At 62.8% G+C, this 14,269-nt stretch carries 10 protein-coding genes; 8 read left to right on the top strand and 2 right to left on the bottom strand.

The genetic code is table 11. The features are described from left to right. Positions 1-74: 74 nt before the first annotated feature. A complete protein-coding gene (locus NDB2M4_RS04995) occupies positions 75-1,370 on the top strand; it encodes an MFS transporter (RefSeq protein WP_072370881.1) in 1,296 nt (431 codons plus the stop codon). 15 nt (positions 1,371-1,385) lie between these two features. Here NDB2M4_RS04995 and NDB2M4_RS04990 read toward each other — a convergent pair whose 3' ends face one another. Further along, positions 1,386-2,381 carry a TolB family protein gene (locus NDB2M4_RS04990; RefSeq protein ID WP_072370879.1) on the bottom strand — a complete coding sequence of 332 codons (996 nt, stop codon included), beginning with the start codon at positions 2,379-2,381 and terminating at the stop codon, positions 1,386-1,388. 293 nt (positions 2,382-2,674) lie between these two features. Here NDB2M4_RS04990 and mgtE point away from each other — a divergent pair, with 293 nt between their 5' ends. The 5 genes from mgtE to NDB2M4_RS04965 all read left to right on the top strand — a co-directional run bounded on the left by mgtE (position 2,675) and on the right by NDB2M4_RS04965 (position 8,113). Continuing rightward, positions 2,675-4,024, top strand: a complete 1,350-nt coding sequence (gene mgtE / locus NDB2M4_RS04985) for a magnesium transporter (RefSeq protein WP_072370876.1) — start codon at positions 2,675-2,677, stop codon at positions 4,022-4,024. Between the two features lie 118 nt (positions 4,025-4,142). Then, a complete protein-coding gene (locus NDB2M4_RS04980) occupies positions 4,143-4,778 on the top strand; it encodes a DUF975 family protein (RefSeq protein WP_072370873.1) in 636 nt (211 codons plus the stop codon). 155 nt (positions 4,779-4,933) lie between these two features. Further along, positions 4,934-6,055: a D-alanyl-D-alanine carboxypeptidase family protein gene (locus NDB2M4_RS04975; protein ID WP_072370870.1), complete on the top strand. Its 1,122-nt coding sequence runs from the start codon at positions 4,934-4,936 to the stop codon at positions 6,053-6,055. A 422-nt stretch (positions 6,056-6,477) separates the two neighbouring features. After that, entirely contained in the window at positions 6,478-6,696 is a 219-nt protein-coding gene (locus tag NDB2M4_RS20155; protein ID WP_072370867.1) for a hypothetical protein, read from the top strand. 10 nt (positions 6,697-6,706) lie between these two features. Then, positions 6,707-8,113, top strand: a complete 1,407-nt coding sequence (locus NDB2M4_RS04965; protein ID WP_072370864.1) for a lipopolysaccharide biosynthesis protein — start codon at positions 6,707-6,709, stop codon at positions 8,111-8,113. 117 nt (positions 8,114-8,230) lie between these two features. Here the strand turns inward: NDB2M4_RS04965 and NDB2M4_RS04960 are convergent, their stop codons facing one another. Continuing rightward, positions 8,231-8,905 (bottom strand): CAP domain-containing protein, encoded by a 675-nt coding sequence (locus NDB2M4_RS04960; RefSeq protein ID WP_072370861.1) that lies wholly within the window; start codon positions 8,903-8,905, stop codon positions 8,231-8,233. 384 nt (positions 8,906-9,289) lie between these two features. Between NDB2M4_RS04960 and NDB2M4_RS04955 the strand changes: the two genes are divergently transcribed. After that, positions 9,290-10,429, top strand: a complete 1,140-nt coding sequence (locus NDB2M4_RS04955; RefSeq protein ID WP_072371884.1) for a hypothetical protein — start codon at positions 9,290-9,292, stop codon at positions 10,427-10,429. A 19-nt stretch (positions 10,430-10,448) separates the two neighbouring features. Next, positions 10,449-13,835, top strand: coding sequence for a BREX system ATP-binding domain-containing protein (locus tag NDB2M4_RS04950; protein ID WP_139247088.1), 3,387 nt, complete (start codon positions 10,449-10,451; stop codon positions 13,833-13,835). The last annotated feature ends 434 nt before the right edge of the window (positions 13,836-14,269 follow it).

The raw sequence follows: 14,269 nt of genomic DNA, 5'->3' as shown, positions 1-14,269 counted from the left end.
TGGCCTTTCCGACTGTGCCCCGGGGACAGCGTTCCATTTTCCGCGGCGGCAAGCATTTCCAGGGGGCAGGCATTTTGGCCGACACAGAGAACGTCTCGACGCGCCGCGTGCTGCTCGCAAGCCTCGCCGGCACGGCTATCGAATTCTTCGACTTCTACATCTACGCGACGGCCGCGGTGCTGGTGTTCCCGCACCTATTCTTCCCCAACGCCGACCCAACGACAGCGACGCTGCAGTCGTTCGCGACGTTTTCGATCGCGTTTTTTGCGCGTCCCATAGGCGCAATGCTGTTCGGGCACTTCGGAGACAGGATCGGCCGGAAGGCGACACTGGTGGCAGCGTTGCTGACGATGGGACTGTCGACGGTGATCATCGGCTTGCTGCCGACGTATCAGTCCGTCGGCATCCTGGCGCCGATCCTTCTGGCTGCCTGCCGCTTCTTCCAGGGCCTTGGCCTCGGCGGCGAGTGGGGTGGAGCGGTGCTGCTGGCGACAGAGAATGCACCGGAGTCGAAGAAGTCCTGGTTCGGAATGTTTCCCCAACTCGGCGCGCCGATCGGCTTTCTGTGCTCGACGGGCATCTTCCTCATCATCACCGAGTTGCTGACGGATGAGCAGTTCATGTCGTTCGGCTGGCGCATCCCGTTCATCGCCAGCGCATCGCTGGTGCTGGTGGGGCTCTATGTGCGGTTGCGCATTGCCGAGACACCGGCGTTCAAGCGGGCGATCGAGAATGACGAGCGGGTGGAGATGCCAATCGTCACGGTGTTCGCGCGTCATGCCTGGCTGCTCGTGCTCGGCACGTTCGGCGCTCTGGCAACGTTCGTGCTGTTCTACCTGATGACAGTGTTTGCGTTGAGCTGGGGCATCAGTTCGCTCGGCTACACGCGGCAGGAATTCCTGCCGATACAGATGATCGGCGTGATCTTTTTCGGACTGACGATTCCTCTCTCGGCTTGGCTCGCGGATCGCTATGGCCGGCGCCTCGTGCTGTTGTGGGCAACGGCGCTGATCGGAGCATTCGGGCTGCTGTTTGAGCCGTTGTTCGGGGCAGGAGGCGTGGTCCAGGTCGTGCTTTTCGTGATCGTCGGGCTGGCGTTGATGGGACTGACCTACGGGCCGCTCGGCACGGCGCTGTCGGAGCCATTTCCCGTCGGGGTGCGCTATACAGGGACGTCGCTGGCGTTCAACGCGGCGGGCATCTTCGGTGCGTCGCTGGCGCCCTACATCGCGACGACACTGGCCACCAGCTACGGCATCTCGGCGGTGGGGTATTATCTACTCGGCGCTGCCTGCCTCACGTTCCTGGCGTTGCTGGGGCTCGGGCGATTTGGCGAGCGTGGGGCCGTGCCCGCGTTACAGCGCGGATAGGCGCCATGGTCGATCTCAACGTGGCGCGCCGATCCGCAGCGTGGGCGCGGAGAGGATGTCTCGGACGTCCAGAGTACCGAGATTCTTCGTCTCTGATTTCTCAATATCGAACTGCTTAAAGACGTAGCGGTCGCCCGTCCGCTCAATGAAGCGCACGACATCGTTGTCGACGGATACAGGATTCGAAAGCGACATAGCGGCATTGGCGCCCGGCGGAATGACCGCGATGGGTTTCTTCGACGCAAGGTTCGCTACGACTATATCGTAGATCCAACTGCCAGCTGCCTTGGAACTGCGGGATGAGCTGAGGAAAGCTATGTGCTTACCGTCGGGCGATAGACTTGGCTTTGAATTATAGTTCTTGCCATGACCGATGCACGGCTTGCTTGTGTCACCACCGAAGTCGGTCAGCTCGAAGTCCTTCCCCACTTTCGCGCAGTAGATGTGACTGTCGCTGCGCTTGTTGGCTTGCATCATTTCTAATGCGATGACGTCTCCGCCGGCAGAGACGGATGTCAGGCTGACCGCGCCAACATCTGTGAGCCTGCGCGGCTCGGCGCCAGATCGGAAGAGAAACAAGTCAAAGTGGCGATAGGCGAGAACCTGGCCTTTTGTGCGAGGATCGGTCCGGCTCTGTAAGGGCGACGCGGCGTACAGCAACGCGCCATCAGGCAACACGAACTTACTGCCGATGCCTTCGACGCTCGACAACAAAGGCTCGCATACTGCTTTGTCACCATCGCATCGGAATAGAGTGCTTTGGAGGCCTGCCGCAGAAAATGGTGGGTTAATTTGCGGGGCGTCAGTCACCAGAAATGCATTTCCGATCAAGAGCGTCGCCGGCCAGAGGTGACCGGTGGCGCTTTGGTAGACTTCAAGCGAGCGATCCTCAGGTGAGTAGACGACGAGACGCTCCGCCTCGCCCTCCTTGCCATGGAGAAACGAATAATGCGTCTTGTTGGCCGACGTGGTGAGGAGGGCCACTAGCGCGACTCCCAAGCGGATCGGCATTGGCATCTCCTTTACGGCAGGCGGTGCATCCTCGGCGTTGCCAAGGCTTGGGTATCGAAGGTGCCTCAACAATTGGATAACTCACGGCGACGCTCCCCGCTTGACCGCGCAATGCCCGGAGTTCATAGGAACGGCGACGGCGGGCGCCGAGGCGCCCACCGATCCTGGAAGAGAGAACGAAACCGATGCCAAGCGACAGTAACAGTCGATTGTACGCGCCGTCGCGCAGCATCGTGGCTTGAGCCATAGGGCTCGCCACGGGCACGCCGCGACGGCGGAACCCGAGGTGAGCCATGGAAGACATCGTCGCGGCAGGCGCCGCGCAACCGTTTGCCGATCTCAGCATTGCCGACATCGTCGCCCACCTCAACGAGGAGGACGTCGAGAGCGCGGCCGCGGTCATCTCGCATCTGCCATTGGAGCGCGCGGTCGACGTGCTCGATCGGCCCGAGCTTGCAGAGGGCGGGGAAATCCTGCTCGAGCTGCCGGGCAAAATGGCAGGCCGTATCCTCAAAGGCATGTCCGCGGACCGTGCGGCCGACACGCTGCGGCAGCTCGACGGGTACGACCGCAGCAAGATGCTAGCAGAGGTGGACTTCGAGACGGCGATGCAGCTCAAGCTGCTGCTAGCGTACCCGGAAGGGACGGCAGGCAGCTTGATGACCACCGAATTCGCGAGCGTGCCTTCGACCTATACCGTCGCCAGGACGCTCGATTATATCCGCGAGGTGCAGAAATCGCGCGAGACGGTCTACGCGATCCTGGTGCTCGACAATCGCACGCGCAAGCTGGTGCGCATCGTATCGCTGCGCGAGCTGATCACATCCGATCCGCAGCTGCCGATCCTCAGCGCCGGCGCCGGCAATGAGCCGATCTGGGTGTCGCCCGAGGCCGATCGAGAGGAGGTCGCGCGCCTGATCTCAATTCACGACCTGCTTTCGATCCCGGTGCTCAATCCACGTCATCAGGTTCTCGGCATCATAACTGTCGACGACGTGATCGATACGATCGTCGCGGAGAGCGACGAGGACGTGCAGAAATTCGGCGGCGTCGAAGGTACCGTCGAGCCGTACCTGCAAATTGGCTTCCTGCAGATGATCCGCAAACGCGCCGGCTGGCTATGCGTGCTGTTCGTCGGCGAGATGCTGACGGCCAGCGCCATGCAGCATTTCGAGGACGAACTGGCGCGGGCAGTGGTGCTGACGCTGTTCATCCCGCTCATCATGAGCTCGGGCGGAAACTCGGGATCGCAGTCGACATCTCTGTTGATCCGCGCGCTGGCGCTCGATCAGCTTCGGCTGCGCGACTGGTGGCGGGTCGCCGTGCGCGAAGTTCCGATGGGGCTGGTGCTGGGAGGTATTCTCGCCACGCTCGGTATCGTGCGCATCGTCGCGTGGCAGATGCTCGGCATCTATGACTATGGACCGCACTGGGCCCTGGTTGCGCTGACAGTTGGCGCGGGCCTCATCGGCGTCGTCATGTTCGGATCGCTGGCGGGAGCAATGCTGCCGTTCGTCATGAAGCGACTTGGCTTCGATCCGGCCAGCGCATCGGCTCCCTTTGTCGCCACGCTGGTCGATGTCACCGGCCTCGTCATCTACTTCAGCGTGGCGTTGATCATCCTGAACGGCACTCTGCTTTGACCCTGCCCATGAGTTGCCTATGCCCCGGTGCGTTCGATGCAATCGCACCCCGGGGCAACACGGGACGTTGACTGTTTTTGTCTAGTCTTTCCCTCGAAGACAATTTCGAGGGACCACCATGCCCGCGCTATCGATCGGTGACTGCATCAGCTACGGCTGGGAGACATTCAAGAAGCGCCCGTGGTTCCTCATCGGCGCGTTCCTGCTGGCGATGATCATCACTTCGGTGCCCGGCATGTTCGGTCCACAGCCGCACATCGGACCGGATGGACAAGAGATCATGCCGCCGATGACGGCGTTCCAAGTGATCATGTCGATCGTCAGTGTCGTGGTGTCGTTCCTGATCGGCATCGGCATGACAACCCTGTCGCTGCGGGCTCATGACAATGTGGCGACGGCAGAGATAGGCGACTTGTGGAATCCAGGTCCATTCTGGCGCTTTGTCGGCGCACACATCCTTTCGGCGATCCTGATCGTGCTGGGGCTGGTCGCGTTCGTGATCCCGGGGATCATGATCGCGGTGGGATTGTCGTTCGTCCCCTATCTGGTCGTTGAACGCGGGCTCGGTCCAATTAAGGCAATGCAGGAGAGCTGGCGCATCACGAACGGCCACAAGTGGCCGCTGTTCCTGCTGATCCTGGCGATGGTCGGCCTTAATCTTCTAGGCGTTCTGGCGCTTGTCGTGGGCGTCCTCGTCGCCATTCCGGTGACGATGATCGCCTTCACGCACGCCTATCGTACGCTCGCGACCTAGCCGCGGGCGGCTTAGCGGCGGTCAAATACTACGTTTAATGCGCGTTCTGACTGTGCGCGAGGGGTCACACACGCCCCGAAAGGTCCGCTCGCTGCGTTGCGGGCCCGGCGACGAGTATGTTATCCGGCAAAGTCGAAGATTGTCGGGGGAACTTGATGCGTCGCGGCACCGCATTCGTCGCCCTACTTTTGCTTGCAGTCATGGCGCCGCGAGGAGCCGCGGCGGGGCCTGCCCTCGTGGTGGAGCTGTCGAACAGCAAGGTGCTGTTCGCCGAAGATGCGGACGCTGTCTGGCACCCGGCTTCCCTTACGAAGATGATGACCGCCTATCTCGTCTTCGAGGCGTTGAAGGCGGGTAAGGTCACGCTGAAGTCCAAGGTCACTTGCTCGGCTGCGGCGCATGAGCAGCCCCCGAGCAAGATCGGGCTGGCAATCGGCCGGCAAATGAGCGTCGATCTCGCCTTGCAGTCGCTGATCGTCAAGTCGGCCAACGACGTGGCGATGATGCTGGCGGAAACCGTCGGTGGCAGCGAGGCAGCCTTCGTCGAGATGATGAATGCGAAGGCGCGGGCGCTCGGCATGGACCGCACCTTCTTCGTCAATCCGAACGGCTTGCCGGCCCCGGCGCAGGTGACGACCGCGCGCGACCTCGCAAAGCTGGCGCGGGCCGTCATCAACGATTTCCCCGAGTACGCGCACTACTGGCAGAAGTCAGAGATGCGGCTCGGCAAGCAGCGCCTCGTCACGCACAACGGGCTATTGCAGTCGTTTGCCGGCGCCGACGGCATGAAGACCGGCTTCACCTGCGATTCCGGCTTCAATGTCGTGGCCACGGCCACGCGCGACGGACGGCGTGTGATTGCGGTGGTTCTGGGTGAGAACTCGAGTGCAGAGCGCAACATCCGCGCTGCCAGCCTGCTAGAGCACGGTTTTCATCAGACAGGCTGGAAGCAGCTCTTCAACTCCACGACGATCGACAACATGCCCTTAGCACCGGCCGTTGGCGTCCGGAGCGTGCGCAATGACGTCGTCTCCTGGGGCTGCAGCGATCGCAAGGCCCGGGTGGCGAAGAGCAAGGCCAGGAAGAAGAAGAAAGACGCGGTCGCCGCGGCTAAAAAGAAGAAGCCGGCAGTGAAAGCAGACGAGCCCGAAACAGTGACGGTGGACGTCGATCGCGGCGATGCCGCAGCCCAGGGCGATGATGCGGCGCCGGCCACGGTGCAGCTGAGGGGCACGATGCCTCCGCCCGCCGCCGCAGCGTTCCAACCGCAGCAGTAACCAGCGCGGGCGGATCGCCGCCCGGCGCTACGAAACGTCCCTAAACAATCAACTCGAGCTTTCCGTCCCGGTATGGGCAGCCGCTCGGCGCGGGCCGATCCGGTACATTCTGCGAGGGCGGGGGTGCGGCCTGAGTCTCGGCTGGCTGTGTAGCGCCTGTACCGGGCGCGGCTGTTCCGGTCTGGGCTGTTCCGGTCTGAGCCAAGGCGTGAGTTGCCGTGACCAGCAATGCCGCCGCGGAGAGGACGGTTAACCGCATCAATGAGGACATCGCGACCTCCTAACTGCTGGCGCGAGCCTAGCACGTTTCAGGCAGCCGGCAGGGTTCCATTTTGGTGCAGGAAGGGGTGGCGCGCTTCTTGCTGACCTATTTGCACGTCAGCTCGGGCTGGCAAGAGATTCACGACGGGAACTTATAGCCGATGGCAAATGTCTGGCAGGAAAAGCCATCCATAGACGACGACCCCGAGTCCGACGCAATGGCGGGCGTGCTCGAGGCGATGCATGGACTGTACGCTGCCGAAGTGGCCGATTTCTTCTCGGCGCTTCATTCCAAGACGGGAGATGCGACGCGCTCCAACGCGTGGGCGGACGTGGCCGAGCGCGTGCGCGAGCGCCAACGCGACCGCATGCTCTCCTGATGCTCTCACCATGAGCCAGCCCACCGCGACGATCGCACAGACCGATGGACGGCTGGGGCAGCTGCTTAAAGCGCTGCCGGCAATTCTGGCCGACATCTATCATGCCAGAACGGAGCGCCACCGCGCCCAGCGCGATGCGTTCGCCGTGTTTGGCGTGCGTTGTGCCAGCGCAGGGCTGCTCTACCTGTCACAGATCGTGCTTGCGCGCTGGATGGGCGGCTATGAGTACGGCATTTACGTCTTCGTGTGGACGTGGGTGATGATCCTCGGCGGCCTATCGGACTTAGGTCTCGGGGTCGGCACGATCAGGTTCATCCCGCACTACCGCGAGGGCGGCGACAATGCGCACGTGCGCGGCATGGTGCAGGGAGCGCGCCTTGTCTCGTTCGGCGTCGGCGCAGTCGTGGCAACGGCTTGTGCTGGCCTGCTCCACTTCTTCAGGCCGTTTGACAATGCCTTCATGCTGCCCGCCTACGTCGCGCTGCTGTGCGTGCCATTCTATTCACTCACCTGGGTGCAGGACGGGATCGGCAAGGCCTTCGCATGGATGAGCCTGTCGATGGTGCCGCCATACGTACTGCGGCCGGCGCTGGTTCTTATCTCAATGATCCTGGCGATGGCGCTTGGGCTGCCGATGGTGGCGATTACGGCTGCTGCGGCAGCAGTCGTTGCGACGGGCGGGGCGTGTCTCGTGCAGGCCGTGCTGATGCGCATGCGCGTCAGGGAGACGGTCGGCGAGGGCTCGCGCAGCTACGACTTCCCCCTTTGGTTGAAGGCGAGCTGGCCGCTGCTGATCGTCAACGCTAGCGAGCTGACGCTGCAGAGCGCCGACGTGCTGATCGTCTCGCATTACATGTCGCCGACCGACGTTGCCATCTACTTCGCCGCGGCGAAGACGATGTCGCTCATTCTCTTTGTGCACTATGCGGTGGGAAGCTCGGTCGCGAACCGGTTTTCGGCGCTGGCGGCGCGAGGGGACAAAGAGGCGCTCAACAGCTTTGCGCGTGAGGCTTCTCACTGGACGTTCTGGCCGTCGCTGGCGGCCGGCGTCGGCATCCTGGCGCTCGGCATTCCGCTGCTGTGGCTGTTCGGGCCGCAGTTCGTTGCCGGTTATCCGGTGATGCTGATACTCGTGGCAGGCTTCCTGTTCCGTGCGGCCATGGGGCCCTCGGAGTTCCTGCTGAACATGCTGGGCAAACAGCGGATCAGTGCCGTCGTGCAGGTCTCGATGGCGCTGTCGAGCATTGCCCTCAACCTGCTGCTCGTGCCGTTGTACGGCCTGATCGGCGCGGCGATCGCGACGTCAGTTGTGCTGTCGCTGGGCGCGCTGGCAAACAGCGTTGCGGTGAGCCGCACGCTGGGCATCGAAGTCGCGGTGTGGCGGAACCTGAAGCGCACGAAGCGCGAGAGCCTCTGACGCCGGAGCGTGAAGTTGCTGGGGCGCCTTCGCCATAGCTTGTGCCGGATCCCGGATAGCCACTCACTTCGGTCGCGGCTTCCGAGATGACAGGTGGGGAGCTTGTCGAAGCTCGCCTTACATCGGCGAGCCGATCACCAGCGTCCAGAAGGATTTGAACTCGGTGCGCGGATCCTGCACGAGCGCGATGCCCATGTGTGTCGCGTCAGGCAGCAACAGGTTCTTGTTGTGGCCCGGGCTCTCTTTCCAGCCGCGCATGACCTCAGTGAAGTTCACCTGGCCGGTGCCGACGTTCTCGGCAGCAAGGCGCGCGTGATAGCCGGTGCGCTTGACGCGATCCCACGGGTTGGAGCCGTCGGAGCCGTAGTGCGAGATGCGGTCCCACTTGGCGAGGTCGCGTGAGTGGGCCTTTGCCGCCTCGGTCAGCTCGGCATTGAGCTTCAGAGGCTTCAGCCCCTTATCCCTGCGGTACTGATTGATGATGTCGCGCGCCTTCTCGGCGTCGAGCGCGGTTTGCGAGTAGTCGCGATCTGAGAGAGCACCGGTCGGAGCCTTCTCAAACGATCCCTTGGGAGCCTGATCAAGCGCGGCATACTGCTGGCCGGCGACGGCAGGGGTCTTGGAGCGCGGTGCGGACGGCTCTCCGCCGAGCGCTACGGACTGCGTCTTCGGCGAAGAAGCAATCGACCCAGTGGTGTCGGGCTCGGTGTAGCCCGATGAAATGGTTCCGGAGCCGAGGCTGCAGGCGGCCAGCGCCACAGCGACAGCGGCGCTAAGTGCGACGCGATACATACGAGCAACTCCCGCATAGAGATGAGCGGTACGACGGTTGATCATCGCGTAGACCCGTTAACTCGCCGTTAATGCTAAGGAGTTGTAACCGCACGCCCGAAACTGACCCTAATGGCCGCACAATCGGAATTCGTGTGGCGTCCCCCCGGTTGCGCCGATGGCACAGACAAGCGCCGATGCGATCACGCGTTAATATGTTGTTGGCAATTTGACGCCGGTAGGGCGAAACGCGGTCAGCATCGCGAAAACTTGCGGCGCCGATGCAACCAACTGTGGGCTAACGCCCCGCCCTCTTGAAGCCACGGGCATCTCTCACACTATTTGCGCTAGCGGCCGGTGATTCGCGCGTACGGCCATGTCAACGCCACTGAGGAGATGCGTTGCATGTCGGCCCTGAGCAAAAACGCGCAGGCGCTGCCGGTGAACGGCGCGTTACCGGGCGGTTTGGATAATCTCATTCTCGCGAGGATCGCGTGCTCGGGCGGAGCAACGCGTGCGCAGATCATTCGCGACCTCGGTCCGATCGTGACGGGCAAGATCTCTGCCGCGCAGTGGCGGACGATCGCCGACACGACCCTTGCCAAGCTGATGATGGCGGGGCTCGTTCGGGATCAGAAGTCCCGACTGCGCCTCGGTGAAGAGGGTGAGGCAGAGGTCGCTGAATATTTCGGCGAAAAGCACGCACACTCGCGGACCTGGAACGATCAACGTGACTTGTGGCTGGTGGCGAAGGCGCTCGGCGTCGACGCCAGCAAGCCGGGACTGCGTAGCGCTCTGTCGCGGCTCGATGGGCTGTCGGCGATGGTGGTGCAGCACGCATTCGGATTGTCGATGCGCCAGGCGCTCTCGCCCTCGAAGTTGCGGGCAGCGCTGGCACTGGTGGCGTTGGAGCGCGCATTTGGCGACAACGTGAAAGAAGGGCTCGGCAAGGGCACGGCGCTATCGGCCAAGGCCGGGCGCGTCCTTGCCGGGCAACTTCTTGCCAAACCACGTGAATTGCCGACTGACGCGCGTCTCATCACGGCGCTGTGCGCCGACAAGGTGGCTCAGCCGCGTTTCGACCTGGCGGCCTTGCGCATTGCCGTTCTGCGCAGCCTTGCGGATGCACCATCAGCACCCACAAAAATTGCGCCGCCAGCACCAAAGCCTCCCTTGCGCGGGATAAGCGAATCACTTTCGCAAGCACCCATCACACTCACACCGCAAGTGGAAGTGGCGGCGCAGCGCCCTGGATTGGCGCAATTTTCCGCCGGTGTGCTCAACGCGGCACGGACGAGCGCCGAGGGCTGGCCAGGCGCTCGCAAGGCGTTTATCTCTCGGGTGTGGGACGCGATTCGCACCTCTCACCCCGAGTGGGGTCTTTCAGAGATCGAATTCAAAGACATGCTGGCCGGCGCGCACCGCGCAGGACAATTGGTGCTGGCTGGCGCGGACCTAAAAAACAAACAGAACATCAAAGAGTTCGAGGAGTCCGCAATTCTCTACAAGAATACCGTTTGGCATTACGTGCGTGTCGAGGATTGAGGTCGAGGGGCATCGCCTGATGCAGCTTAAAGAAGCTTCTCCGCAACCAGCTCCGGACCGACTCTTTTCGGCGTTCGAGCAATCGATCACCTGGGAAGACGACATCTGGCGGGCCGATCCCGTCGATGTGGCGGAGGTGCACGCCAAAGCGCGGCGCAAATTCACCGATCTTTTGTCGAGCATCACGTCGGGGAAGGGCCCCGGCACGCAAGACCGCATCCTGCTGTTCCATGGACAGTCCGGAGCGGGCAAGACGCATCTTCTGCGCGCGCTGCGCACGAGTGCTCATCGCGATGGCACGGCCTACTTCGGCTATGCGCAGATGACGCCGGATGTAGCGAACTACGCCGACTATTATCTGCGCCGGCTGGTGCACTCGCTGGAGAAGACGTACGACCCGGATTCATCGGGCGAGACGGCGCTGCAGCGTCTGACTGGCCACCTTGTCGCCGATGCCGCCGTCGATGCGAAAGATCTACAGAACCTGCGCGAAGCGAACCTCGATGAGGCAAAGCTCGCCAAGCTGGTTTTGAAGATTGCCGACGACATTGTCGCCGCGCCGAAGTATGCGAGCCAGGAGCTCGACATCAATGTGGTGCGGGCGATGCTTTATCTGGAGCGTCGCGATCCGCGCATCGATCAGCGCATCCGCCAGTATCTGCACGGCCGGCCGCTGACCGATCTGGCACACCAGGCCGTTGCTGCGCTCGATCCGAACGACGGTGAAGACCGTGCGTTCGAGATTATCGCTGCGCTCGGCGCACTGATGTGGACGGTCGACCGTGCGGCGCTGGTGTTCTGCGTCGATCAGGTCGAAGACTTGCGCTTCTTCTCGGATGCCGAGGAGCGCTTCCAGCGCGCGGTGCGCGATCTCATCCAGATCGCCAATCGCGTGCCCAACGCCATTCTGATCATCTCGTGCCTGGAAGACTTCTACGGTCAGGTGCGCGGCGTGCTGGCACAGTCGTACATCGACCGCATCGAGAAGGCCGGGCCGGTGGCGCTGCTGGAGTCGCGCACGCCGGAAGAGGCGCGGCTGATCATCGCCAAGCGGCTGCAGCACATCGCCGAGTCGAGTGAATCGGGCGCTGGATATTCTGATCCGTCGGCCTACTTCGGTCCTCAATTCTTTGAGGAGTTCGCCGGCCTTTCGACGCGGCGCCTGCTGGAGCATGCGCACAGCAGGCTGCGCAGCAAGACGGCTCCGGAAGCGGACGAGCCGGACGATGGCGGGGCGGAAGAGGAAAAGGGCGGTGGCGGTTTCATCTCGCGCCTTGCCGCTGCTCTCGGGCTTGGCCTTGCCGACGATGGAGACAGAGCGCCGAGCTACGCTTCGTCCAGCATCGACTATCGCGAGTCCTGGGAGCGGTTCCAGAACGCCTCGGAAGCGGAGATCCCATCCGATGAGCGCGAACTACTCGACGTTCTGGGCGGTGCGCTTGGCCTTGCCAAAGAGGAATGGGCCGGGACGATCCAGCTCAACACCGAGCGGATCGAGCTTGGCGACGACCTTGCGGCCATCGACTTCACGCTGCGCCATCAAGGCGGCCTGACGACGGACGGGCGCGTCTTCATCTGTAACAAGCCCACGCAGGGCGGTGGTCTCAAGCGCCAGCTCGATCGCGTGCTCGCCAATATGGGCGCGAAGCAGTGCTTCATGCTGCGTGCGTCCGACTATCCGCCGAACCGGAAGAACCAGACGGCGACCGCGTTCCGCAAGTTCCGCGAGAACGGTGGACGTGCGCTGATCGTGCCGCTGGCGGAGTGGGAGCGGATGATGATGGTGCGCGAGTTCCAGACGCACCATCGCCAGGATCCGGGTTTTGCCGGGTGGCTGTCGAACGCCAAGCTGCTTTCGAACCTGCCGTGCATCATCCAGCTTCTGCGTCTCGATCTGCTCGGGCGGGCGCTGCCAAAGTCGGCGGCGGCAGAAGCAGAGGCCGCAGCCAACGGCACGAAGGCCAATCGCGGGCGCACGCTGATGGGTGCGCTCGACGAGGTGACGCCGGCGGAGGAAGCCGAGCCACAGGCCGCGGAAGAAGAAGATTTGCCGCTGTCGGTCATTCTGGATGAGAACGGGTCGACGGAGAGCATTGCTGCCGGGCGCGTGCTGCGTCAGGGCGGACGTCCCGTCACACTGAACAAAGACGTGCTGAAGCGGCACGCGGCGGTACTCGGTGGCTCGGGCTCCGGTAAGACGACGTTGGCGTTGAGCCTGATCGAGCAGCTGCTGCTGCGCGGCATCCCGGCGGTTCTGATCGACCGTAAGGGTGACCTTTGCAGCTACGCCAACCCGGACGTTTGGCGCGAAAACGACGAGGAATTCTCCGAGCGGCGCGGCGAACGCGAGAAGCTGGCCGACGCTATCGATGTCGCGGTGTTCACGCCCGGCCGCGCCTCGGGGCGCCCGATCTCAATCACGCTGCTGCCCAACGGCATCAACGAACTGCCCGAGCACGAGCAACAGCTGCTGGCGAACCTTTCGGCGGCAGCGCTCGGCGACATGCTGCATCTGAAGCACTCGGCAACACATCAGAAGCAGTGGGGCACGCTGTCGGTGGCGCTGCGCATCCTCGGATCGCGCTACAGCCGCGAGGTGACGCTGGCCGACCTCATCCACCTGCTGGAGGATGAGGATCCGGAGCTGTCCGACCTCACGCAGCGCATGGATCCGTCGGGCAAGATTCGCCGCGATCTCGTGGCCCAGCTCGACAGCTTGCGGCATCGCAACTCCGCCCTGTTCGAGGGTGGTGGCGAGCCACTCAGCATGGAGGCGTTCCTCGGCCGCGGCCAGTATGCGCGCGAAGGGCGCACGCGGCTGTCGATCATCTACACCGGCTTCCTGGGCGACAACGAAAACATCCTCTTCTGGGTGTCGCAGTTCCTCTCGGAAGCGCTGCGCTTCTGCCAGCGCAATCCGAACGACGAGTTGCAGGCGGTCGTCATGTTCGACGAGGCCGATCTCTATATTCCGGCGAACTCGAAGACGGCGACGGCCGAGCCGCTGCAGAGCTTGCTGAAGCGCGCACGCTCTGCCGGTCTTGGCATCATGCTCGCCACGCAGTCGCCGGGCGATCTCGACTACAAGAGCCGCGATCAGATCACGAGCTGGTTCATCGGCCGCGTTCGCGAAGACACGGCGCTGCGCAAGCTCAAGGCGGCGTTCCAGAGCGAGTCCGGTCTCGAGCCCGCTGCGGTGCTTCCGGGACAGACGGTGGGCGAGTTCCATCTGGTTCAGGAAGGGCTGGTTAGGCCGATGAAGGCGCAGCGCTCGTTGATCATGGCGGAACAGGTTCCGTTCGATCGCATCGAGCAACTTTCTCGCGAGACGAAGGGGCAGGACGAGCGTCAGCTACGCTTGTTCGACCCACCGGCGCGGGGCGGTTCGACCCAGAATGTCAAGTGAGCGTGATGCGCCGGCGCAACGCATCCACAGGTTGGTTGACCTGCCGACGCTAGCGCAAACGCTATAGGTCCGCGGAGACCAAAGTCCACTAGAGGATTTGCTAACGTATTTGCTGCGCTTGGATTTTCCGGCGCAGCAAATGGCGTTTATCGCGGCCGCCCAACATGGCGCCTTCGCAGTTGCGAAGCTACGCTCCGTTTTCCCCGTAAACAGGGCGTGTCAACTAGATTCTTCTGATGTAAATTCGACAAGTGGCCGGGAATTTTAAGGGGGTCCCCGGCAACATGCGTTGAGTGCGGAGAGTGGTCGTCGCGTATTTGGCGGCGGTTGTGCGGGGTTAGTGTCATGGTCGCGAAGTCATTCGTGATGCTTGTTGCAGCGACGGTGTTAGGACCAGCCGTGGGCGTCGGCTTGTTCGTGCTGCTGCATACCTT

Origin of the sequence: Hyphomicrobium sp. NDB2Meth4, from assembly GCF_900117445.1 — a bacterium.
In the GTDB taxonomy this organism is placed as follows: Bacteria; Pseudomonadota; Alphaproteobacteria; order Rhizobiales; family Hyphomicrobiaceae; genus Hyphomicrobium_A.
This window is presented reverse-complemented; position numbering and strand designations above follow the sequence as displayed.

Bases quoted from the DNA above. Each gene is read 5' to 3' on its own strand.
- NDB2M4_RS04990 (WP_072370879.1), bottom strand. From the start codon at position 2,381: ATGCCGATCCGCTTGGGAGTCGCGCTAGTGGCCCTCCTCACCACGTCG.
- mgtE (WP_072370876.1), top strand. From the start codon at position 2,675: ATGGAAGACATCGTCGCGGCAGGCGCCGCGCAACCGTTTGCCGATCTC.
- NDB2M4_RS04980 (WP_072370873.1), top strand. From the start codon at position 4,143: ATGCCCGCGCTATCGATCGGTGACTGCATCAGCTACGGCTGGGAGACA.
- NDB2M4_RS04975 (WP_072370870.1), top strand. From the start codon at position 4,934: ATGCGTCGCGGCACCGCATTCGTCGCCCTACTTTTGCTTGCAGTCATG.
- NDB2M4_RS20155 (WP_072370867.1), top strand. From the start codon at position 6,478: ATGGCAAATGTCTGGCAGGAAAAGCCATCCATAGACGACGACCCCGAG.
- NDB2M4_RS04965 (WP_072370864.1), top strand. From the start codon at position 6,707: ATGAGCCAGCCCACCGCGACGATCGCACAGACCGATGGACGGCTGGGG.
- NDB2M4_RS04960 (WP_072370861.1), bottom strand. From the start codon at position 8,905: ATGTATCGCGTCGCACTTAGCGCCGCTGTCGCTGTGGCGCTGGCCGCC.
- NDB2M4_RS04955 (WP_072371884.1), top strand. From the start codon at position 9,290: ATGTCGGCCCTGAGCAAAAACGCGCAGGCGCTGCCGGTGAACGGCGCG.
- NDB2M4_RS04950 (WP_139247088.1), top strand. From the start codon at position 10,449: ATGCAGCTTAAAGAAGCTTCTCCGCAACCAGCTCCGGACCGACTCTTT.